The 21,061-nt window shown below is 69.9% G+C and carries 13 protein-coding genes, 1 tRNA gene and 3 pseudogenes; 12 read left to right on the forward strand and 5 right to left on the reverse strand.

Features of this window, described 5'->3' with window-relative positions; genetic code table 11:
• Position 1: 1 nt before the first annotated feature.
• Entirely contained in the window at positions 2 to 2,689 is a 2,688-nt protein-coding gene (locus ACN28G_RS15130; protein ID WP_421479472.1) for a transcriptional regulator, read from the reverse strand.
• Between the two features lie 168 nt (positions 2,690 to 2,857).
• On the opposite strand from ACN28G_RS15130, the gene ACN28G_RS15135 reads away from it, so the two are divergent.
• The 6 genes and pseudogenes from ACN28G_RS15135 to ACN28G_RS15160 form a co-directional block, all read left to right on the forward strand.
• Positions 2,858 to 4,786, forward strand: a complete 1,929-nt coding sequence (locus ACN28G_RS15135; protein ID WP_421479473.1) for a hypothetical protein — start codon at positions 2,858 to 2,860, stop codon at positions 4,784 to 4,786.
• Positions 4,787 to 5,740: 954 nt separating this feature from the next.
• Positions 5,741 to 7,246 carry a DUF2637 domain-containing protein gene (locus tag ACN28G_RS15140; RefSeq protein WP_421479474.1) on the forward strand — a complete coding sequence of 502 codons (1,506 nt, stop codon included), beginning with the start codon at positions 5,741 to 5,743 and terminating at the stop codon, positions 7,244 to 7,246.
• Positions 7,247 to 7,681: 435 nt separating this feature from the next.
• The gene (locus tag ACN28G_RS15145; RefSeq protein WP_421479475.1) at positions 7,682 to 8,086 is read left to right on the forward strand and encodes a hypothetical protein; all 405 of its coding nucleotides are present in this window, start codon (positions 7,682 to 7,684) and stop codon (positions 8,084 to 8,086) included.
• Between the two features lie 51 nt (positions 8,087 to 8,137).
• Positions 8,138 to 8,899, forward strand: a complete 762-nt coding sequence (locus ACN28G_RS15150) for a hypothetical protein (RefSeq protein ID WP_421479476.1) — start codon at positions 8,138 to 8,140, stop codon at positions 8,897 to 8,899.
• Complete coding sequence (locus ACN28G_RS15155; RefSeq protein WP_421479477.1) at positions 8,896 to 10,362, forward strand: hypothetical protein; 1,467 nt, start codon at positions 8,896 to 8,898, stop codon at positions 10,360 to 10,362. The genes ACN28G_RS15150 and ACN28G_RS15155 overlap by 4 nt, the downstream gene beginning before the upstream one ends.
• Positions 10,363 to 10,485: 123 nt before the next feature.
• Positions 10,486 to 10,722: pseudogene (locus ACN28G_RS15160) on the forward strand (DUF6444 domain-containing protein); the annotation flags it as partial.
• 170 nt (positions 10,723 to 10,892) lie between these two features.
• Here ACN28G_RS15160 and ACN28G_RS15165 read toward each other — a convergent pair.
• Together ACN28G_RS15165 and ACN28G_RS15170 are read right to left on the reverse strand one after the other, a co-directional pair.
• Entirely contained in the window at positions 10,893 to 11,150 is a 258-nt protein-coding gene (locus ACN28G_RS15165) for a hypothetical protein (RefSeq protein WP_421479478.1), read from the reverse strand.
• The gene (locus ACN28G_RS15170) at positions 11,150 to 11,512 is read right to left on the reverse strand and encodes a hypothetical protein (protein WP_421479479.1); all 363 of its coding nucleotides are present in this window, start codon (positions 11,510 to 11,512) and stop codon (positions 11,150 to 11,152) included. Before ACN28G_RS15170 ends, ACN28G_RS15165 begins: the two co-directional genes overlap by 1 nt.
• A 494-nt stretch (positions 11,513 to 12,006) precedes the next feature.
• On the opposite strand from ACN28G_RS15170, the pseudogene ACN28G_RS15175 reads away from it, so the two are divergent.
• Positions 12,007 to 12,408: pseudogene (locus tag ACN28G_RS15175) on the forward strand (recombinase family protein); the annotation flags it as partial.
• 236 nt (positions 12,409 to 12,644) lie between these two features.
• On the forward strand, positions 12,645 to 13,682 hold the full coding sequence (locus ACN28G_RS15180; RefSeq protein ID WP_421480917.1) for a recombinase family protein: 1,038 nt from the start codon (positions 12,645 to 12,647) through the stop codon (positions 13,680 to 13,682).
• Here the strand turns inward: ACN28G_RS15180 and ACN28G_RS15185 are convergent.
• Positions 13,638 to 13,721: transfer RNA gene (locus ACN28G_RS15185), tRNA-Leu, on the reverse strand. The two genes, ACN28G_RS15180 and ACN28G_RS15185, sit on opposite strands and share 45 nt — an antisense overlap.
• Positions 13,722 to 14,130: 409 nt before the next feature.
• Between ACN28G_RS15185 and ACN28G_RS15190 the strand changes: the two genes are divergently transcribed.
• Positions 14,131 to 14,985 carry an SDR family oxidoreductase gene (locus ACN28G_RS15190; protein ID WP_091440186.1) on the forward strand — a complete coding sequence of 285 codons (855 nt, stop codon included), beginning with the start codon at positions 14,131 to 14,133 and terminating at the stop codon, positions 14,983 to 14,985.
• Between the two features lie 27 nt (positions 14,986 to 15,012).
• Complete coding sequence (locus tag ACN28G_RS15195) at positions 15,013 to 15,636, forward strand: TetR/AcrR family transcriptional regulator (protein WP_421479480.1); 624 nt, start codon at positions 15,013 to 15,015, stop codon at positions 15,634 to 15,636.
• Between the two features lie 45 nt (positions 15,637 to 15,681).
• On the opposite strand, the pseudogene ACN28G_RS15200 reads toward ACN28G_RS15195, so the two are convergent.
• Positions 15,682 to 15,921 (reverse strand): annotated as a pseudogene (locus ACN28G_RS15200) (hypothetical protein); the annotation flags it as partial.
• A 309-nt stretch (positions 15,922 to 16,230) separates the two neighbouring features.
• Here ACN28G_RS15200 and ACN28G_RS15205 point away from each other — a divergent pair.
• Together ACN28G_RS15205 and ACN28G_RS15210 are read left to right on the forward strand one after the other, a co-directional pair.
• Positions 16,231 to 18,252 carry a tetratricopeptide repeat protein gene (locus ACN28G_RS15205; protein WP_421479481.1) on the forward strand — a complete coding sequence of 674 codons (2,022 nt, stop codon included), beginning with the start codon at positions 16,231 to 16,233 and terminating at the stop codon, positions 18,250 to 18,252.
• A gap of 163 nt (positions 18,253 to 18,415) precedes the next feature.
• The gene (locus ACN28G_RS15210; RefSeq protein WP_229688189.1) at positions 18,416 to 21,040 is read left to right on the forward strand and encodes a fibronectin type III domain-containing protein; all 2,625 of its coding nucleotides are present in this window, start codon (positions 18,416 to 18,418) and stop codon (positions 21,038 to 21,040) included.
• Positions 21,041 to 21,061: the final 21 nt, after the last annotated feature.

Raw genomic sequence — 21,061 nt, forward strand, 5'->3', positions numbered from 1 at the left:
TTCACTCCTCCTGCAGGCTGATTCGAAGTTGGTCGGCCAAGGCGATCGTGTCCGCCTGAGGTTCGGCGTCGAGGTCGGCCAAGGCTCTGGTGAGGGCGCGGAGCAGCGTGCGGATGCCGTCGGTGTCGCCGAGGGCGTGGCGGGCGTGCATCGCCCGGGTGTAGAGGGCCTCGTTGTAACGGTCCAGCACGATGGCCTTGTCGAGCAGGTCGGAGGCGGCCTGCGGGTCGGCGGGGAGCAGGTCGTCGGCGAGCAGGAGGTGGGCTTCGGTACCCCACCTGCGGACGGTCTCGCGGTGCGGTTGGAGCCATTCGTAGTCCTGGCCGTCGGCCAGGGGTGCGGTGTAGAGGTCGCAGGCGGCGGTGAGCAGGTCGCGGCGGCGCGCCCCGGTGGCGATGGTGGCGGTGCGCATCAGGTCGCGGAGCCGCCAGACGTCGACGTCCACGGTGGCAGGGTCGAGGCGGTACCGTCCGGAGGACTTGATGAGGTAGGCGTTCTTCGACTCCGCGGTGCCGGCTCGGCCGAGGACGTGCCGCAGGTTCGAGGCGTTGGTGTGTACCCGTTGGTCGGCCTGGCTGAGGCGGGCGTCGGGTTCGAGGTATTCGCCGACCTCGCGGGTGGTGGCCCCGTCGGGGTGGACGGCGAGGTACACCGCCAGTTCCAGCGCTTTGGCCCGTAGCGGGCGCCCCGACGCGGCGATGTTCTCGATGTGCGGTGGGCCGAGGACGCGCAGCCGTGCCTGGGCAGGTTCTGCTGCCCTCGGCGCGGTGACGGTGGTTGGTGTGACCGGACCGGTGTCGGTGGGGGTGTCGGCGGTACGGCTGTCGTGCAGGGGCACGGTGGTGACCGTGACGGTCGGTGGGGCGGAGGGTTGGCCGGTCTGGGCTTCGCGCAGGGTGGTGAGGATCTGCACGGCGGTGTCCGGTTCGAGGACGGACAGCCGGGAGGGCAGCGTCTCGGCGGGCGGGCCGGCGGTGTGGTGGTGATGACCGGTCGGGGTGACCTCGATGGTGGGACCGTGTTCCCATTCGCCGAGCAGCAGCGCGGTGATGTGCAGGTCTCTGCCGAGGCCGAGCGCGGTGCGGGTGCGGGTGCCGGCTCCGGCGGGTGGGGCGGGGGTGATGAGGACGACCGGTGGTTGCGCGGCGGGGGCGTGCGCAGGTGGGCTGTCCAGGTCGGTCAGGGTGTGTTCGTCGAGGATGCGGCTGTGGTGCAGGAGCCGGGCTTCGATCGTGGTGAGTGCGGCGTCGACGGTGTCGACGATGTGCAGGCGGGGCCATGGTGCGAGGCTGGTCGCGTCGGCGCCGAGGAGGGTGTCGAGGGTGGAGGCGTCGATGACGATCTCGCCTCGGGCGTGGGGGTGGTGGCGGTCCCCGGCGGCCAGGACTGCGACAAGCACGGCCCGGGCGGCGGCGTGGGCGCCGTCGCCGACAACGCCGAGTCCGCCGGCGGGCAGTGTCGCGAGTTCCGGTGGGTCGTCGGTCGGGCCGGCAGGTGCGGGCCCGTTCTCGGTGGGCTCGGCGGGGCGAGCGGCCACGGCGCGGCGCAGTTGGGTCACCGCGGCGGGTAGGTCGGTGGGTGGGTCGGCGTCGGGAGAGCCGGTGTAGCGGCGGCGGCGGTGGAGCCAGACCAGGGTGACGGTGGCGCTGATGGCGGCGGCGAGTGTCCAGGTGAGCCAGGTGGCGGTGGACAGCTGCACCCCGTGTTCGTCTGTGGTCACCGACGGCCGGTGGGTGTCGGTGGCCTCCGGCGCGGGCCGGCGCGGGGTGGCGGGCGGGGCCTGCGCCGACGGTGCAGATTCCTCCGGGGCGGGCGTCGACGGGTGTGAGGGTTCGGGTGCGGGATCCGACGGCGCGGTACTGGGCGGCGGAGGTGGTGCGGGTGTCGAGGGTGGCGTAGGTGGTGCGGCCGGTCGGGCTGTGCGTGGGGGGCGGGCGTCGACGGGGAGTCGGAGTTCCCAGCCGGGGTAGATGAGGTCGCAGTCGCGCAGGGTCCCGCCGACATCCGGGAAGTGGCGGTGCTTGTTCAGGCGGCAGATCTCCGACCATCGGCCGCTGTCGCCGAGCCATTCCTTGGCGACCTTCGACATGGTGTCGTGGCGTTCGACGGTGTAGACGTACCGCTGGTCACCGACCTGGATGACGGCGAGATCCCGAGGGGCTGGTTGCCGGGGGATGTCGGTGCGGACCGTCGCCACGGCGAACGCAGTCGGCGTCTCCGGGGCTGCACTCCGGTCGAGGGGGCCCGTGGAGGTGATCGCGATGGCGGCCGAGCCGGCCAGGCCGAACACGAGCCGGTGCAGCGGCGCCGGCAGTCGGGGTACCGGAATGCGCCAGCGGGTGAGCACCGCGACGATCTCGGCGAGCAGGAGCAGCGCGAGCACAGCCCACAGCAGCCACATCACCCACAGCGCCACGCCGATCAGCACGGTGGGGGTGAACCGTCCGCTGATGTCGTCGAACCAGGCCGGAACCTGCGACCACGTCGGTAGCCGGTGAACGGGGTTACCTCCGACCAGCCACAGCAGACCGGGAACCGCCACCAGCAGTACGGCAGCACTGACCACCGCGCGAGCGGCGTGGGCCAGTCGACGCGACAGGGTCACCCGGCGGGCGGGCGTCTCCCGAGGTTGGTGGACCGTGGCCCGCACCCCGTACTCCGACCGTGGATCGCCTCTGTCTGGGGACATCTGCGGCACCCGTGTCTCCCCACCGTTGATCGTCAATCTTCCCGGGGTACACGAGATCGGCGATCATGGCTATCACACCGAGAGGAATTCTCACTATCCGCGTACAGAAGATCACCGGAGTGGATCGTGGTTGACGGCACCGCGCCCCCACCGGCAAGACTGCCCGTCATGCCGACCGGGGGCGCCAGGGCGTCGATTGACCTCACTTCCTCGGCCATCGCCGTGACCGTGCACCGGCAGGGCGCGCGGGTCCCGATCCTCATCGACGGCCGCGTCACCATGCCCACCGGCGTCGCCGTCGGCCCGGCAGGGCAGCTCTACGTGGGCATCGATGCCGCAGCCGCACGATCCCTGCCTGCCGACCACCGGTACGTCGAGGATCCGGGCCACCTGCTCGGCGCTGCTGCTTCCGCTGACGACACCGCGCGACCGGGTCCGGTGGATCTACTCGCGGCCGTGCTGCGTCACGCCGTCCTGTACGCCGCCCACCAGGTCGGGCAGCCGGTCACCGAACTGACCCTGACCGTGGCTCCACAGTGGGGGCCACGACGCCGGGGACAGCTGGCGGACGCCGCCGCGAGGGCGGGACTGCCGTCGCCCACCCTGGTCACCGCGCCCGCCGCGCTCACCGGCTACGCCACGACGATCGGTCTCACGGTGCCCGATCACGGCTGTGTCCTGGTCTGCCAGGCCGACCGGCAGCCGCCCACCCTCACCGTCCTGCAACGCCACGGCGACGACTACCGTGAACTCGCCACCCGGCAGATCACCACCGCCGACGACGTCGACCACCTCATCATGCAACGGGTCATCGGCGCCGCCACCGGCATCGACGATCCACTCCGAAACACGGGACACCCAGCCTCGGACGGACGGCTTGACCTCGTCGAGTCGGTCCGCGCCGCCCGTCAACTCCTCGCCGGACAAGACCGGGTACCCATTCTGCTACCCGCCCCCCGACAGCCAGCCATCATCACCCGCGACGACGTCACCATCGCCGCCCAGCCCTACCTCGACCAGGTCACCCGCACCATCGACGACATCCTCGACGCCGCCGACGTCGACCGCACCCACCTGGCCGGCGTCGTCGTGCGACCCACCCACGGCCTGCCGGCACTGACCGAACGAATCGCACAGGCCACCGGCACCACCCCCGGCGTCATCGACCACCCGCACGCCCTCGCCGACGGAGCCCTCACCCTCACCACCGCCAGCCAGACCGAACAACGCGCCGCCGCCACCCGGCTGCCCCGCGTCCGGCTGCGCATCAGCGACCTCGCCGGTGTCCTCCTGCTCGGCGCATGCTCCCTGGCACTCCTGCTGCAGGCCGTGCTGACCGCCGAGATCACCACCGTCGACACCTGGATCATCGGCGTGCGCACATCCCTGCCCCAGATCGGCACGGCCGGCGCATTCGCCATGCTGGCCGCGCTCGCCGTCGCCTACCTCACCCCCACCACCTGGCTCGCCGGCACCCGCGACACCGCCGCCCCCGAACCCACCACCGGCAGCCTCATCCGCCAGGGCTACCTCGCCGCCGCCGTCGGCGGCATCATCACCGCCACCCTCTACGGCCTCGCCACCGGCACCGCCTTCGAGTTCGACTACACCCCGTACCTCAAGTGGACCCTCGGCGCAGCCCTACCCCTGGCCACCTGCACTGCACTCATCGCCGTCACCGCACCCCGCATCCCCGCCGAAGCCCTACCCACCTGGCTCACCCTCACCCGACCCGCCCTCACCCCCGCCATCCTCGCCGTCACCGGCATCTTCCTCATGCGCGCCGCCCTCACCCTCACCATCCCGGTCGACCTCACCGGCATGCCCGGCCTCATCGGCAGCCTCGGCGCAGCCCTGCTCGGAGCAGCCACCATCCTCACCCTCACCGGCAGCAGCATGCTCCGGCTCATCGCCGCGCCCGGTCTCGCCATCGGCTACGCGCTCGTCTTCACCCACGCCACCACCAGCGCACTCATCGTCGCCTACCTCGTCACCCTCACCTGGTGGACCATCCGCATCACCACCACCACGCTGCGACTGGCCTTCCCCGGCACCGGAGCAGCACTACACCGCCTCCTCGACCGCCCCAGCAACTGAGACGCCTGCCGACCACCACCTTGCTGCGGCACCGACCGTGGACGCCTTCGACGCCGGCCAGACCCATCAACCGGACCACCCCCTTGCGGCCCCACCGGTGCCCGCGCTCGCGCAACCCGGCGGTGACCCGTCGAACTCCACACACCTGCGGCGTCCTGCCCCGGCATCCCGGTCGAACTCAACTCGGTGATCGTCGTGACGCTCCCGGTCCACGGCACACTGCCGGCCTGCCCGGAGCCACCGGTAAAGAGCGCGGGGGCGATGCCGGAGAAGGCGCCAAAGCAGACGGTGCCTTCCCGCAGTGATGAACCAGCACATATTGGGCCGATTCACCGCTGCATCTCGCGTGCGAAGAAGACCGTGGCTCTTCAGGATCTCCTCCACCGGCTCCCACTGCGCGACCTGACGCCGCGACCGCACCAGGCCGGCCCGAGCACACCCTGGGCGGCTACGCCTCACTCGGCTACGGCAACCTGACCTGCCCCTGCGCCCCAGCAGGGTCGAGCGGTGGCGGCGTGGCTGACCCTGCCCACCCCGAGATGAATCCTCTCCCCATCGAGGCGACCAGCCCCTCGACCGCCCCGATCCGCGCCGTGCACGGCTTGCTCGTCACGGAGTAGGCCCCCGACACCCTCACCGAGGCCGGCCACCGCCGGTTGCCGGAGTTTCCCGCCCCACCGAAGGAACTGCCTTGATTAACCACACCTACAACCGCCCGTCCAAACCGACCGGCGTCACCCCCGGCGACGCCATCGGCGGTGAGGTCTTCGCCGCCCACCGGGACATGCTCCGGCAGTCGCTGCAGCCGGCCTGCTGCAGCCGCGGACCGCTACGCCACATTCACGACCACATCGATGAGCACTGCTGTCTCCACGCCCACCCGCCCTGCCTGAACGGCTACCCCATCGGTGACGGCGACTGCCGCCATGTCCCTACGAACCGAGAGGCCAGCCTATGACCGCCCCCGCCAGCATCTACCCGAGGTCCGTCGAGGAGCTGCTGCCCACCGCCCGGAAGCTGGCCGCCGAGCTGGGCACGATACCCAGCCGGAACAAGCTGATGGGCACCCTCAGGATCGGGGCCGCGAAGGCCAACGAGCTGCGTGACCGGCTGGCCCGGGAGCAGGTGGGCGAGGCGACCGGCGGCGACCAGGACGAGCGGGCAACCACGACCGCCGAACAGACCGCCGATCCGGCCGGCATCGGAGGCGACCAGACCGAGGAGGTACACGCCGTCGTCGCCGGTGCCGGCGGCTCGTGGGACTACGCCGAGCCCATCGGCCCGAACCCGGCCACCGACCGCCACGAGCAGATGCGGAAGCATATCGACGGGAAGCTGGACGAGGCCAAGCAGGCCGGTCAACTGTCGAGGCCCGGCATCCACCCGGACGACCCCGGCGGACCCGAGACGAACCCAGGTACCACCGACGCGAACCCAGGTACGACTGAGGCGAACCCGCTTGGCATCGCCCTCGACGACACCACCGAATCGGACGTCGAACCGGACCGGTCCGAGACGCCGTCTATCCCGATGGCCCCGCCGGGCGGTCTCACCGAGCCCACCCCGGGCAACAACGAGACCACCCCGGCAGACCCGGGTACGGCCCAGCCCGACGCGAAACAGAAGCGCCACCGGAAGTGGTTCCGGCGACGCAAACGGCCACAGGCGTCGCCGCAGATCCGGATGAACGGACACCCGGGTACGCCACCCGCCGCCGAGCCGGCCCCGGCCGCTCCGGCGGCCGAACCCACCCCGCCCGGCAACGGGCCGGCCACTGCCGGTGAACTCACGTCACTGCTACGGATCCGGTGGGCGGTCCGAGCCGTACTCGTCCTCGGCGTCGCCGCCTCCATCGCCGGCAACGTACTCCACGCCCGCGACGAACTGATCTCACAGATCATCTCCGCCTGGTCGCCCCTGGCGCTGCTACTGACCATCGAGCTGATCTCCCGGGTTCCGGTGCACCGCCGGCACCTCGCCATCGCCCGGTGGGCGGCCACCACCCTCATCGCCGGCATCGCTGCTTGGGTGTCGTACTGGCACATGGCGGCGGTCTCCGCCCACTACGGGGAGACCAACGGGGCCCAGTACCTGCTGCCCCTGTCCGTTGACGGCCTCGTGGTCGTCGCCTCGATCTCCCTGGTCGAACTGGGTGGCCGCATCGCAGCCGGTAAGGCGGCGAACGATGACCTGCCGAAGGTATGCAACACGATCACCAACAGCAGACGGCCCGCCTCCAGCATCACACCGGGGCCGTCGAACCCCAGTGGTTCGCGTCGAGGCGATCAGCCGGCGAATGACGTCGTCGGCCAGCAGAGCAAGGCCGACCAGACCGGCCGGCCGGCACACGAAAATGCTCCTGTGAAGTGCTCAATTTGCCGTACCGCGAAGGCCGCCCGCCGCGTCACCGAAACCAGCACCAAGGGTGAGCCCATACCCTCACGCCGATTTCGAGGCTGATCTTGGTCGAGACACCCAGTCCAACCGGATCGCGTGAGTCCATCTGTTCGTGGTCAGGCCCCAGCTTCAGTGGGACGGCGTCCGGCCCAGTCCATCGTGCGCCAACCCCGTCCATCGCGCCTGAGCACCCACGGAGCACCCCGTGAGACGCCGCACGGATGATCACCCGTCAGCCGGCCATCAGTCACGATCGGCCCTGGACCGTCGTGACGCAGCACCATAACAGGGACAGAACCCTCGGCGAGAAACTACCCATCAGCTGCGTCTACAGGGCTCCTGGCATTATGCCTAGTGCCGTGACCACGATCATCCAGGGCGCTGGGGCCAGGGTGTTGAGGCCCGGCTGTGCGGGTCGCCGCTCAAATCACCTGCACCCCAAACCGGTCCACTATGGACCTGATACTGAGCTATGTGACGTCCTTTAGCATTCCAGCTATGGCGATCACTCCGTCGCGTCAGCGCAACGCAGTCTCCGAGGGCATGGCCCTCGGCCTCATCATGTGCGACCGCTTCACGCTGCCGTGGGACAAGGTCGCCATCGACCTGTCCTTCGAGGGCGCATGGCGGTCGTGGGAGTACCGGCTCCGCTTCTCCCAGGTCGACACCGACATCTGCCATGGTAGCGGTGGCGCCCGGGTGATGACTCGTGCCGATGAGGGTAAGCACACCTTTAACTTCTACTGGGACACCAGCGGACGCGAGATTGCCATCTACCCGCGAAACGTCTGGTCGGACGGCGAGGTCGACGTCGACCAAGCGGCGGGTTGGATCGACGGTGACGTCCCGGCCGAAGGCTGGCAGGATCTGGCCACAGACTTCCTCCAACGCTTCAAGAAGTGACCAACAGGCCGACGCGCCAAATCTGTCCGCCTTTGATGATCGGATTGCTCTATGACTGTGAATGTTCGGCGTGCTGTTCTTCAGCGTCTCGGCAGCGGAGGTGCATCACGATTCGGTCGTCCGTACCTCGTGGGCGCCATCCATCAGGAGACTGGCTGCTCCGAGGCAGAAGTGTGGGAAGTACTGTGGGGTCTCGTCGGCGACGGTCTGGTCTACCTAGACACCGCCGGCCAGGGCTCAGGCACTGACAACTGGCAGTGGCGCCTCTCGGCTGATGGGCAGCGAGTCGCCGGGGGCGGCAACTGGGAGCCTCGTGATCCGGATGGCTACCTGGATCGTGTCCGCCACGAGATCCCAGACCTCGACGACCTCATCGAGCTGTACCTCACTGAGGCACTGCGGTCCTTCAACGGGCGGTGCTACCTCGCCACTTCGGTCATGCTCGGCGTCGCCGCCGAGCGCGCTTTCCTGGTCATGGCCCAGTCCTACGCCACCTCCTTCGTGGCCGGCGCACCGGCTATGGCCAAAGAGCTTGCCAAGCCACGCAGTAACTACTTCGCGCTGTGGACGGAGTTCCGAAAGCGCATCGAGCCGGTTCGACAGGATCTGCCGGACGGGCTTGCTGACGCTCTCACGCTCGACGCCATCGCTGACCTGATTCGCTTGACTCGCAACGAGGTGGGTCATCCGACCGGGCGGCAGATCGACGAGGACACGGCTCGGGTCCATCTGACGATCACCCCGGTGTACCTGCGCAAGATGCAGCAGCTCACCGTTCACTTCGCTGGTCCGTATGCCGGAGCTACGGCATGACACAGCTTCCGATCCCGGTCCACGTCGGGGTTGAGCCGCCTGACCACTGGGACGACATCGAGGCCAGGCAGCGCCAGTTCGGTGAGGAAGCAGCACGGTGGCTGCAGGAGCAGCGTCGCCCAACGATTGCCAGTGCGACTTTCGCGTGGGCTGCCCTTGGCTTTGAGCCCCGATGGGTGGGGTTCGACACCGCCGACTGTGCAGTAGCTCTGCAGCCGAGCGTCTACTCCGGGCATGGCGCCGACGAGTTCAACCGCTTCCGGCAGGGTGCTGAGGGCCGGGGCGAGACAGCCCTGGTGATCAGCCCGATCGGTGACCTCGAAGACAAGCCACGCAGTGTTCTCTTCCAACACGATGACTCCGTCTCTATCGGCCAGAGCTATACGAGCGTCAGCAGTCGGCCGATCGGCAAGGGTGCGCGGGTGCGGGCTGCCGAGGATCTCGGTGACGCCGACGGCCAGCTCGCACTACGGATGCTGAACTGCAACCCGGCACCCCGGTGGCGCAGTCTGTCGCTTAGCGGAGCGACGCTTGAGTCATACAACGGGCGAGTCCCGCATCCCGCCGAAGGCACCCTGGTGCCGATCTTGGAGACTGAGCTCGGTGAGCCAGCCGTGGCAGCATGGATCTCGCCGGATGGTGTCGAGCGGCGTTACGTCGTGCCCGTTGAGACGCCGTGGCCACTTCTCCTGCAGTGGTTGCGGGAGCAGGCGCTGCCGGAGTTCGTCCCAGGCGCGATGCGTCGGGCGAGACGCCAGCTCGCGACCGACCAGACCCTTATGACCCGCCGTGAACGTGATGCGCGAACCGCGCTGGCCGCGCTTGAGGCGGACTACGTCACTCGCCGGAGCGCACTGGAGCTCGATCTCGAGGAAGCCCAAACTGGGGCGAGGACAATCCGCGAGGGCCTACTTTACGGCACCAGCAAGCAGCTCGTCGATTCCGTCCGCGCGGTACTGGAGTCGGCCGGAGTCGATGTCGTCGACCTCGACGAAGAGCTCGGCGGCACCACGAACGCTGATCTGCTCTGCACCTACTCCGGTCGCGCACGACTGGTCGAGGTGAAGGGTTTCAGTGGCAGCGCTCCGGAGCGCGCCTACCAGGATCTCGTTCGTCACCTTCGGGAGTGGGAAAAGCTACCAGGTGCCACTCCAGTGGCGGGCGGCGCGCTGATCCTAGGTCACCAGCTCCGGGTCGCCCCGGGGGAACGAAGTAGGCAGCCATACGGCCGCCCGGAGTTTCTGGCCGCTCAGGCCGAACCGGTGATCACGACGCTAGATCTCTTCGATGCCTGGCGTGAGGAGGACGCCGAGGAGATTCGAAGACTGCTGTTCGGTCCTGCAACGAAGGAGGTGGCTCAGCCTCTGCCCGGTGACGCGCAGCCGGTGCCCTCGGCGGGGCAGGATGGTTTACGACGCTGGCCATTGACACTTGGCCGGCGTCGTTGGTTCCGGCGAGGTTAAGGACGACCTGGTGCGCCGGTTTTGACAACACTTGTGATATCCCCCTCTCGTCCCTGGGTAACGAATCAGGTCGTTGGTCGGGCGTAGATTTGATCTTGGTGGGGTGGTCGGCAGGATGTCCGGATGCCCGAGACGCCGTCCATCGTGGAGTTGTTGGAGCGGCTCGTTGCGTTGGAGAGGGCTGTCGCGGAGCGTGATGTCCGGATCGAGGCCTTGGAAGCGGAGAACGCCGAGTTGCGCCGCCGGTTGGGTCAGACTCCGCGGAACTCGAACATGCCGCCCTCGGCGCAGGGTCTGGCCAAGCCTGCGCCGAGTTCGTTGCGGGGTCGTTCGGGGCGCCGTCCGGGTGGTCAGGGCGGGCATGAGGGGCGCACGCCGCGTGGTGGCTGTTGTCGCAGCTCGACGCCACGATGCTGGCCGGCCAGCAGGTCGACGGCCTGGTCCTGGACATCGACGCCACCATCGTGACCTGCGGCACTTTGATGACCTGACCATCCGCTCTTCCGGTGCCTTCGGTTTCTCTGCAGACCTCATTGCCGTTCGGCTGGCTGACTGCGGCTGTTGGCGTATTCCCAAACCGTTCTGGTGGGAATCGAGTGATGGGTGCTCGGTGGTCTTTCGACGAACAGCAGGTGCCGCAGTTCCTCGGCCGGATCCTGTTCCGCCAGCAGCCACGCCCGCAGCAGTAAGTCACCGGACCCCAGGACCTCCGCGGTCTGGTCGAGAACGACCACACGGTTCAGCAGAGGAAGGATCCGAGGCATCGTCTCGTCCAGACGCTGCCCCATTAGTGTAGACACCTCGTACGCGGTGTCGTCGTCTGCAATCCGCCACTGGTCACCAGCCGGCGAGAGACGGTTGAACCCGAGCCCCACAGGCCATTGAAGTGCTGCGGCAGCACCGAAGCGGATCGCCTCGTACGCTGCCGGTCCCACTCCCACTTGGGTGCCAGCACCAAGGCCACATTGAGGTAGAAGACCTTCTCGTGCCTGCTGGAGTGCTCCGAGATCTGCACCTCGACGATCAACGCGTCACCATCAGGGGAGAACCGGCGGAAGACGAGCCCTCCCTCACCCTGCTCGAAGCCGTACCCGGCGAGCTGAGCCGCCAGATCCTCGACGAAGCCGTCAAACGACGTCTGCACGGACATCCGCAACTCCCTCCACGCTCGCCGCGACGGCGACGCGTAGATGACCATCCTGCGGCGGCCAAGGCATCGCCGATGGCGCCGACGTCAATGACGATTCCATACTCGTCCGCAGTAGTGACCGAACGGTAAGCATCCCATGGTTTCTCGAACTGGCTGCGGCCACTCCACGAAAGGAGGCACTCATGACCCTCCCACTCGACTTCACGATTGCGGATTATCCCGCATCCCGGAGCGCCCATGAATCAGTACCAAACAGATTTCCCCGATGACCCGGACAACGAATACAATCACGTCGGCAACCGACAGAAGAGAATCGGAAAATATGCACCACCCACCGTGATCACCCCATCTGATCCACCCACAATGAATCCGGCTGCCGCCCGTGTCCTTCTGCGGATAGTCCTCTCCGCATATCGGCGGCTGCCGCACCCCGACAGTGAGGAACGACCACCATGAACTGGAACACCCATCGCTCCGGCGAACCGCCGGCCCGGATGCGTTTCGCCTTCTACGGGCGGGTCTCGACAGAGGACCAGCAGGACCCGGAAGCGTCACGGGCCTGGCAACTGTCCCGGTCACGAGCCCTGATCGAACCGGCCGGCGGACACGTGGTCGAGGAGTTCTTCGACGTCGGCCTGTCCCGCTCACTACCCTGGAAACGGCGCCCTCAGGCAACCCGGCTCCTCGCGGCGCTGCGAGATCCCCGGCGAGGCTTCGAGGCGGTGGTGATCGGCGAGCCACAGCGCGCCTTCTACGGCAACCAGTTCGGGTTGACGTTTCCCCTGTTCGAGCACTATGCCGTCGGGCTGTGGGTGCCGGAGGTCGGTGGAGCCGTCGACCCGGGCAGCGACGCCCACGACCTCGTCATGGCCCTCTACGGCGGCATGAGCAAAGGCGAACGCAACCGCATCAAGGTCCGCGTCCGTAGCGCCATGGCCGCCCAAGCCGCAACCGAAGGCCGGTTCCTGGGCGGAAGCCCTACGGCTACCGCCTCGCCGACGCCGGCCCACACCCCAACCCCGCAAAAGCAGCCGACGGCCGACGGCTGCACCGCCTCGAACCCGACCCACTCACCGCAGACGTCGTCCGACGCATCTACACCGAGTACCTCGCCGGACACGGCTTCTTCGCCATCGCCGAAGGACTCACCCGCGACGGCATCCTCTCCCCCTCGGCCTACGACCCGCGCCGCAACCCACACCGCACCACCACCGCGTGGAGCAAAAGCGCCGTCCGGGTCATCCTCACCAACCCCCGCTACACCGGCAGGCAGGTCTGGAACAAGCAACGCAAGACCGAGATCCTCATCGACGTCGACGACGTCGCCCTCGGACACGAAACCAAACAACGCTGGAACCCCAGCGACGAATGGATCCACTCCGCAGCCCTGGCCCACGAACCCCTCGTCAACGACGACACCTTCAACCGCGCCCAGACCCTGATCACCGCCGCCGGCAGACGCCCCGACGGAATCAGGAAACCCCGGGCCAGCAGCCGCAACTACGTCCTGTCCGGCCTCCTGCACTGCGGCATCTGCAAACGCCGCATGATCGGCAGCTTCAACAACGACCGCAACAACTACCGCTGCACCTACGCCGCCGAGTACGCCGACGCCAACCGCGTCGCCCACCCCCGCAGCGTCTACGTCCGCGAAGACCACATCCTCGAACAACTCGACCCGTGGCTCGCCAAGGTCCTCTCACCCGACCGACTCACCGACACCGTCCAGGCCATGACCGACGCCCAACACGACGACACCGACCACCAGGCCATCGCCGCAGCCCGGGAAACCCTCGCCACCTGCACCACCCGACTCGACCGCTACCGCGCCGCCCTCGACACCGGCGCAGACCCCGCAGTCGTCACCCGATGGATCGCCGACGTCCAAGCCGAACAGGTAACCGCCGAAGCCGACCTACGCCGCCTCACCGGACGCCGCACCATGAACCCCGACGAGATCCGCCACATCGTCAAGAGCCTGGGAAACATCACCAACGTGCTCCGCGACGCAGACCCCAAAGACAAGGCACGGATCTACCGCGAACTAGGGCTAACCCTGACCTACCGGCCAACCACCCGGATCGTGTCCGCTCAGGCAACCCCAAGTGGATCATGTACTAGTTTGTGTCCGAGGGGGGACTTGAACCCCCACGCCCTATACGGGCACTAGCACCTCAAGCTAGCGCGTCTGCCATTCCGCCACCCGGACCTACTCGCGCAGCCTACCCTGTCGGCGACAGGTGATTTCACCGCCTGTCGCCGGCCCCGGAAAGCCGCACGGGGCATTACTGTACACGTCCCGGTGTGGCCGCGCACATCGCCTTCAGGCCTTCCGGACGGTGTCGGATCCGTCGTGCGCCCACGGCGCACCGGCACCGGTTCCGGCGCCCAATCGGGGTGCGTTCGTGGCCGAAGGCCTACCCGCCCGGACGCTGCGAGCGGGTCTACCCCCGCCCGTTCACCGCCGACGAACAGGACGTCGTTGGCGACGTGGACGGCCATCGCCGGTAGCACGGGTGGGTTCCCCCGCCTCGTCAGATCACAGCCACCGCGAGGCAGGTTCGCGACACAGTGTCGCAACCTTGACGACAGGTTGTCGCATAAGGCAGGGTGCGGGCATGCAGAAGCTGATCGTGGTCACCGGTGCTTCCACCGGCCTGGGTGCCGCCACCGCCCGTGACCTGGCCCGCCGAGGTTTTCACGTACTGGCCGGTGTGCGACGCGATCGCGACGCCGACGCCATCCGCGCGGCCGGCGTCGAGCCGGTCATCCTCGACATCACCAACTCCGAGCAGGTGGCGGCGCTCGCCGCCCGGATCGGCAATGACCCGCGTACGTTGCATGCCCTGGTCAACAACGCGGGGATCCAGGTGAACGCGCCGGTCGAGGCACTGCCGATGGCGCAGTGGCGGTGGGTGTTCGAGGTCAACCTGTTCGGCCACGTCGCCGTCACCCAGGCACTCCTACCCCAGCTGCTGCACGGCAGGGGCCGCGTGATCAACATCAGCTCGATCGGTGGCAAGGCCGCCATGCCGACGTACGGGGCGTACGCCGGTGCGAAGTTCGCCCTGGAGGCGGTGAGCGACGCGCTGCGGCGGGAGGTCGCGCCGCTGGGCGTACCGGTGGTCGTGATCGAGCCCGGCGGCGTCCGCACGAAGATGGCCGCCCGGGGGATCGCCACGGCCAACCAGCTGGCCGCCGAGATGACGCCGGAACACCACGCCCGGTACGGCAGCCTGGTCCAGGCGATCAACACGATGATGGACACGGGTACCTCCTCGGGCGTGACCGCCGACGCCGCCGCCCGGGTTATCGCGAAGGCCGTGACGGCCCACAGACCGCGTACCCGGTACACCATCGGCCGCGATGCCGCCCTGGTCATCGGCCTGACCCGGCTGCTCTCCGACCGGATGCTCGACCGCGTCATCGCCACCACCGTGCGCCGCCACTACCCGAAGGCAGCCACCGGATGACCCGCTGCCGTAGGGGAGGATGACCGGATGCCGCGCATCCGGGGAGCCAGCATCGGCCAACACCACGAGCTGGTCTGGGCCGACCTCGCCGAGGCGATGCGGCAACTCCTGCTCGAACGCGACTACGACTCGATCACCATGGGCCACCTCGCGACCCGGGCCGGACTCGCCCGCAACACGCTCTACAACTACGCCCCCGACCGGACAGCGCTGACCCTGGCCCTGACCCAGCGGGTGGGCCAACCCACCGTCGAGCGGGTGGCCACCATCGCCGCACGGACCACCGACCCGGCCGCCCAGCGGCTGCGGGAGATCATCGAAACGGTCCTGACCGCCTTCCAGGACCAGGTCCTACAGCTGATGTTCCGCCCCGGCGTCGGTCCGTCCGACGACGCACCGAAGGGACCGGACAGCCCGTTCCACGCGATAGTCGTCGAAGTCGAAACCGTGGTACGCGACGGCATCGCACGCGGCGAGTTCCACGACGTCGGCGACGTGCACCTGACGGTGGAACTGCTCTCCGGCATCATGCGCGCGGGCGCGGAACGCATCGGCCGAGACTCGACCACCTACCCACCCACGCTCCACGCCGCGCGGGAACTCATCCTCGCCTCCCTCGGCTCCCGTCCGGACCAGCCCTGCGGGTCATAGCCCGTACCCGCTGCGGAAACGGCGGTCCACTGCCCCGGCCGGGCGTCACGGGATCTCCCTGGCCGTCCGTGCCGGTACCGGCGTGACTCCGGCTGGTGGCGCGGCTCGACACCGGCCGGTCGTCGGGAGCAGTGGTTCCGCCAGGAGCAGGAGCAGCGCCAGGGCGGTCAGGGCCGCGCCGAGGAGGAAGCCGGCCCGGGCGTCGAAGGGTGCCAGCAGCAGCCCGCCGAGCAGCGCGCCCAGCGCCACCCCGACGTTGAACGCCGCGGAGTTCGCACCCGATGGGCAGGTTCTCCGTGGTGTTGAAGACGAACGCCGACAGGGCCAGTGCCACCAGGGCGGTTACCCGGCGCCAGAGGTCGGACCGCATACCCGAGAGACCCCTCTCGAAGGAAGGACTCACCCGACGTCCACCCAGTGGCCGCCGTCGAGCCCACGTCACACCAGACCAGCAGAGCGTCACCTGCCGACCCCGTACCCGGCCCATCCGCCCTGATCGGGCCGGTCGACCCCGGTTCCGGCAGGATCACCGGTGGCTCGCGGCTGCGGAGGACGGGTAGCGGGCGGAGGCGTTTCACCGGCAGCATGGGTCGGGTGTCCCACCCCTCTCCCCTGACCGCCGCCCAACGTCGAGCGCTCGCCCTGCGTACCTCCGGTGACCTTGCCCAGGCGCGCGCCCTGTTGACCGACGTCATCGAGTCGGTTCGGCCCCGGTACGGAGGGGACCACGCCGAGGTGCTGAGCACCGCCCGGCTGCTGGCCCAACTGCACCGGGAGGCGGACGATCCGGCGGCGGCCCGGCGGGTCCTGGAGGAGGCGTTCGCCGACGGCGAGCGGATCCGGGACCTGGCGGACCCGCTGATGGTGGCCATCGCCTTCGATCTTGCCTCGGTCGCCGGGGAGCTGGGCAACCGGCACGAGGCCCGCCGCAACTACACCCGGGTGGCCACCCACGGGCCTGCCGCCTTCGGGACGGACCATCCACTGGTCCGGGCCGCCCGCGACTACCTCGGCGACGCCGCACCGACCGTCCCGGTGAGCGACCCCGGTCCCCCACCGCCGGCGCTGCCCGAGCCGCCTCGGACCGCGCCCGGGTCCACTGTCGACTCCGGCGTCACGGCCGGTTCCGGGTCGCCGCAGGTCTCGTCGTCCTGGGCACCGCAACCCGGCACCGGGGCGTGGGCCGACGACCGGCTCAGCCCCGGCACGCCACCCCATCCGGCCACCGGACCTCAGGAGTCCTCCGGACCTCAGCCGCCCACCGAATCGCCGCCGCCCGCCGGACCGCTACCGCCTGCGGTACCGCCTCGGCCCTATCCGGTGCCGTCGCCCCCGACCGGCGCGACACCGGTACACGGCGCGGCGCTACCGATCTCCCGCCCGCCGACGATGCCGGCCGGGCCGGGCCGGACCGTCTCCGCACCACCCGTCCCCGCACCCCCTGTTCCCGCACCCCCTGTTCCCGCACCGCCCGTCAACGCACCGCCCGTCAACGCACCGCCCGTCAACGCACCGCCGGTCCTCGCACCGCCCACCGGCACACCGTGGGTCAGCACGGACGCCGTCGCCGCGCCGCCCGTCAAGGCAGACGCCGTGGCCGCTCCACCCGTCGGCCCGGACGCCGTCGTCGCACCGCCACCGCGTCCCGGCCCCGCACCGGGACCGGGCCAACCGCCGGTGGTCCGGCAGCCGGACTGGGACGATCCGACGGTCCAGGTGACACAGATCGGGCCGTTGCTGGCCGAGGAGCAGGGCCGGCCCGATGCCGCGTTCCCGGCTGCGGAGCAGACCGTCGCTCCGGTCAGTGGGATACCAGTTTCCGGGGAGCGGGTACCACCCCGGGAGGCGACCGGGCCGCCGTGGCACCGCTCCGCGCCCCGGCCGCCGATCGATCCGCCCGCTGCGACGACGCAGGCAGCACCGCCGGGCCCGGTACCGCACGGGCCAGCGGCACCACACGGGCCAGCGGCAGGGCACGATCCCGAACCCCGGGCGGGAGCCGGTGCGGCACCGGAGTCGCACCAGACGAAGATCGGCCCGGCATCAGACCGGGCGGCCGAGACACCGATGGTGGCCCCGCCGAGCCGGCAGGCCCCGGTGCCGTACCCGGGTGTGGCGCCGGTGGAGTCGTACCCGGGTTATTCGGCGGAGCCGGTGGCGGCGCAGGTGCCGGGGGGTCGCAGCCGGGCGATGGTGGTGCTGGCCGTGGCCGGGACGGTGCTCGCGGTGGCGGCGGTGGTCGGGGTGGGGGTGCTGGTCGTCGGTGGCGGGCCGGCGGCGGGTCCGCAGCCGGGCGCGGGGGCGTCGGTGGGCGCGCCGGTGACCAGCGGGCCGCCACCGGAGGATCTCCGGTTACGTGACGATTCGACCACGATCACGATCACCTGGTCGGATCCGACCGACGGTACGGTGCCGTTCATGGTGGCCGGTGGCCGGTCCGGCAAGCCGCTCGGGGTGATGGCCACCGTGGACCCGGGTGAGACGACGTACACGGTGAACGGGCTGAACTCCAGGATGGACTACTGCTTCACGGTGCTCGCGGTGTACTCCACCGAGGCGTTCGCCACCTCGGGTCAGGTGTGCACCGAACGGCGCAGGACCAGCCCGCCGGGTTGACCGATCGCCGCGTCCGGGGTGTACACGCAGGGTGTCCGGCGGCGGACGGTGCGGGTTTCCCCACTGTGGAGTGGGCCATATGATGGCACCCGGCTCCGGGCGGGTCGGACCGCCACCGGAGGCGTCATCCGCCACGACGCACGACACGGGAAGGCAGTCGGCTGTGGCCACGATCGACGAGAGCGAGAAGGCCGGGGCCGGCGGCTCACGGCCTGGCCGGCGACTGCGCGGTGGCCTGGTGACCATCGGTACGGTGGGCGCTTTGCTCGCCGCGATGGGGCTGACCGTGTTGGGTCTGGGTGCCGCCGACAACGCGGTGGCCAGCTTCGACGCTTCCTCCTGGTTGTGGAGTTCGTCGCGCAGCGAACTGGCCCGGGTCAACGGGGTCACCGCCCGGGTGGACACCCGGATGGAGGTGCCCGACGCCCGGCGGCATCCGGTGCAGGTCACCCAGACCGACCGGCAGCTGATCCTGCGGGACCTGCACACCGGCCAGGTCAGTTCGCTGGACCTGGCGACGTTGCAGATCACCGCGACCACGCCGACGACGCCGGGGCTGGGGGTCAGTGTCGCCCTGCACGAGGAGGCCGCGTTCGTGGTCGACGCCGTGCAGGGGGTGGTGCGGCAGCTCGACCCCCGATCGTTGACCCCGGTCGGGGAGCCGGTGCGGTTCCCGCCGGGGATCACCGGTGGCTCCTTCGACGGTGAGGGCCGGCTCTGGATCGCGGTGCCGAGCGAGGGCACGGTGTCGGCGATCACCGCCGCGGAGTTACCCGCGACGCCGGGTGAGGCCGGTTCGGGGTTGAGCCCGAAGCAGGTGGCCAGCTACGACGTCGCCGAGGGCAGCCACGAGCTGGTGCTGTCCACCCTGGACGAGGGGGTCGCGGTGCTGGACCGGACCCGGGGTGAGCTGGTGACGGTGCGGGGTGGCAGGACCGAACGGGTCAGGTTGGAGTTGACCGGGGCGGGCACCCTGCCGGCGCGGACCAGCGGGCCGGTGGTGCCGGTCACCGTCGTGGGCGAGCGGCGGGTGCACGTGGTCGACGGGGCGCGGGTGCGGCAGTTCACGGTGCCGGGTCGGGGTGACCGGCTCAGTCCGGTGGTCGCCTGGTCCGGCCGGTTCTACGCCGCCGACGAGGCCACCGGGACGGTCTACTCCTTCGACGCCGACGGGCAGCTGGTGCAGACGGTGCGCACCCGGGGCATGTCCGGGCCGCTGGAGCTGGAGGTCCGGGAGAACCACCTGTTCATCAACGCACCGGAGTCGGCGCGGGCCCGGGTGGTCAACGACCGGCACGAGGTGCGTGAGGTCGACAAGTACGCCAACGACGTGCTCGGTGGGGATCCGCCGGAGGAGCCGCCGCCGCCCCCTCCGCCGCCGCCGAAGCCGAAGGTGGGCAAGCCGGGTGCGCCCCGGGACGTGACCGCCGCCGCCGGGAACGCCCAGGCCCGGGTGAGCTGGCGGCCGGCCGCGGCCAACGGCGCCGAGATCGTCCGGTACGTGGTGCGGGGTGGCGGCCAGCGGCTGGAGGTGGGTGCCAACCAGCGGGCGGTGGAGATCACCGGGTTGACCAACGGTGAGACGTACCGGTTCTCCGTGCACGCGGTCAACGCCAAGGGCGACGGTCCGGACCGGGAGAGCAACCCGGTCACCCCGACCGCCGAGGTGCCCGATCCGCCGGCGGGTGTCAGCGCCCGGGAGCGGCCCGACGGTACGGTGCTGGTGACCTGGCCGGCGGCGGACGGGCAGGGCAACGTGATCGGGTCGTACACGGTGACCGCGACCTCGGCCGGGGCGAACGCCCCGGTGGGTACGGCGAAGAAGACGGAGCTGGTGGTGCCGGCCGGGGAGCTGGAGTACGGCACCCAGTACGCGTTCACGGTGGTGGCGGTGACCGAGCGGGGTGCCGGTTCGAAGGCGTCGCCGGTGAGCAACACGGTGGTGCCGTTCACCGCGCCGGGGCAGCCGGGTGAGCTGACCGCGTCGACGGTGCCGGACCGGCCGGGCACCGTCACGGCCCGCTGGTCGCCGGCGCCGGCCAACGGCCGGCCGGTGACCGGGTACCGGGTGGACGTGGCGGGTCGGCAGAGCGTGGTCACCGACCCGCAGGTCACCGTGGACTCCCTCGGTGACGGCCAGAACGTGACGGTGACCGTGGCGGCGGTCAACGAGGCCGGCGAGGGACCGACGGCGACCACCACGGCCCGGACGGTGGCCGAGCCCCGGGTCACGGTGACGGGTACGTCGGCCACCGCCACCTCGGCCACGGTCAGCTTCACCGTGGACGCCGGCGGCGGGCAGGCCACCTGTTCGGTCAGCGCCCCGGGCACGGCGACGACGTCGGGGTCCTGCACGAAGCTGACAGTGCCGGAGCTGAAGCCGGGCACGGCGTACACGTTCACCGTCACGGCGTCGAACGCCGCGGGCAAGGGTACGGCCACCCGCAAGCAGAGCACTCCGGCCCTGTACGGCATCGCCACCTGCAAGAACGGCTCCGAGCCGGAGCAACGCGACTACTGCGACAAGGATCGTGACGGGCGCAACGGCAACGAGGTCTTCGAGGTGCCCCGGCAGGACGACGACCGGCAGGCCGGCTGGGCCAAGCCTGGCACCCGGCTGAAGGCGTACTGCCGGAAGCAGGGCGAAGAGGTGTACGCCTACGTCTACAACAACGACAAACGCAGCACCTGGTGGGTGCAGGTCGAGTACCGGGGGAAGAACTACATCCCGTGGGCCTGGCTCAACCTGGAGGGCGGCGACAAGATCAACGTGCTGCCCACCTGCTGACGACCGAGGAGCCCTGACCCC

Origin of the sequence: Micromonospora sp. WMMA1923, from assembly GCF_049179195.1 — a bacterium.
Taxonomy (GTDB): domain Bacteria; phylum Actinomycetota; class Actinomycetes; order Mycobacteriales; family Micromonosporaceae; genus Micromonospora; species Micromonospora yangpuensis.

Coding starts and splice junctions, on each gene's coding strand:
- ACN28G_RS15190 (WP_091440186.1), top strand. CDS start 14,131: ATGCAGAAGCTGATCGTGGTCACCGGTGCTTCCACCGGCCTGGGTGCC.
- ACN28G_RS15135 (WP_421479473.1), top strand. CDS start 2,858: ATGCCGACCGGGGGCGCCAGGGCGTCGATTGACCTCACTTCCTCGGCC.
- ACN28G_RS15155 (WP_421479477.1), top strand. CDS start 8,896: ATGACACAGCTTCCGATCCCGGTCCACGTCGGGGTTGAGCCGCCTGAC.
- ACN28G_RS15195 (WP_421479480.1), top strand. CDS start 15,013: ATGCCGCGCATCCGGGGAGCCAGCATCGGCCAACACCACGAGCTGGTC.
- ACN28G_RS15165 (WP_421479478.1), bottom strand. CDS start 11,150: ATGGGGCAGCGTCTGGACGAGACGATGCCTCGGATCCTTCCTCTGCTG.
- ACN28G_RS15150 (WP_421479476.1), top strand. CDS start 8,138: ATGACTGTGAATGTTCGGCGTGCTGTTCTTCAGCGTCTCGGCAGCGGA.
- ACN28G_RS15145 (WP_421479475.1), top strand. CDS start 7,682: ATGGCGATCACTCCGTCGCGTCAGCGCAACGCAGTCTCCGAGGGCATG.
- ACN28G_RS15130 (WP_421479472.1), bottom strand. CDS start 2,689: ATGTCCCCAGACAGAGGCGATCCACGGTCGGAGTACGGGGTGCGGGCC.
- ACN28G_RS15170 (WP_421479479.1), bottom strand. CDS start 11,512: ATGTCCGTGCAGACGTCGTTTGACGGCTTCGTCGAGGATCTGGCGGCT.
- ACN28G_RS15140 (WP_421479474.1), top strand. CDS start 5,741: ATGACCGCCCCCGCCAGCATCTACCCGAGGTCCGTCGAGGAGCTGCTG.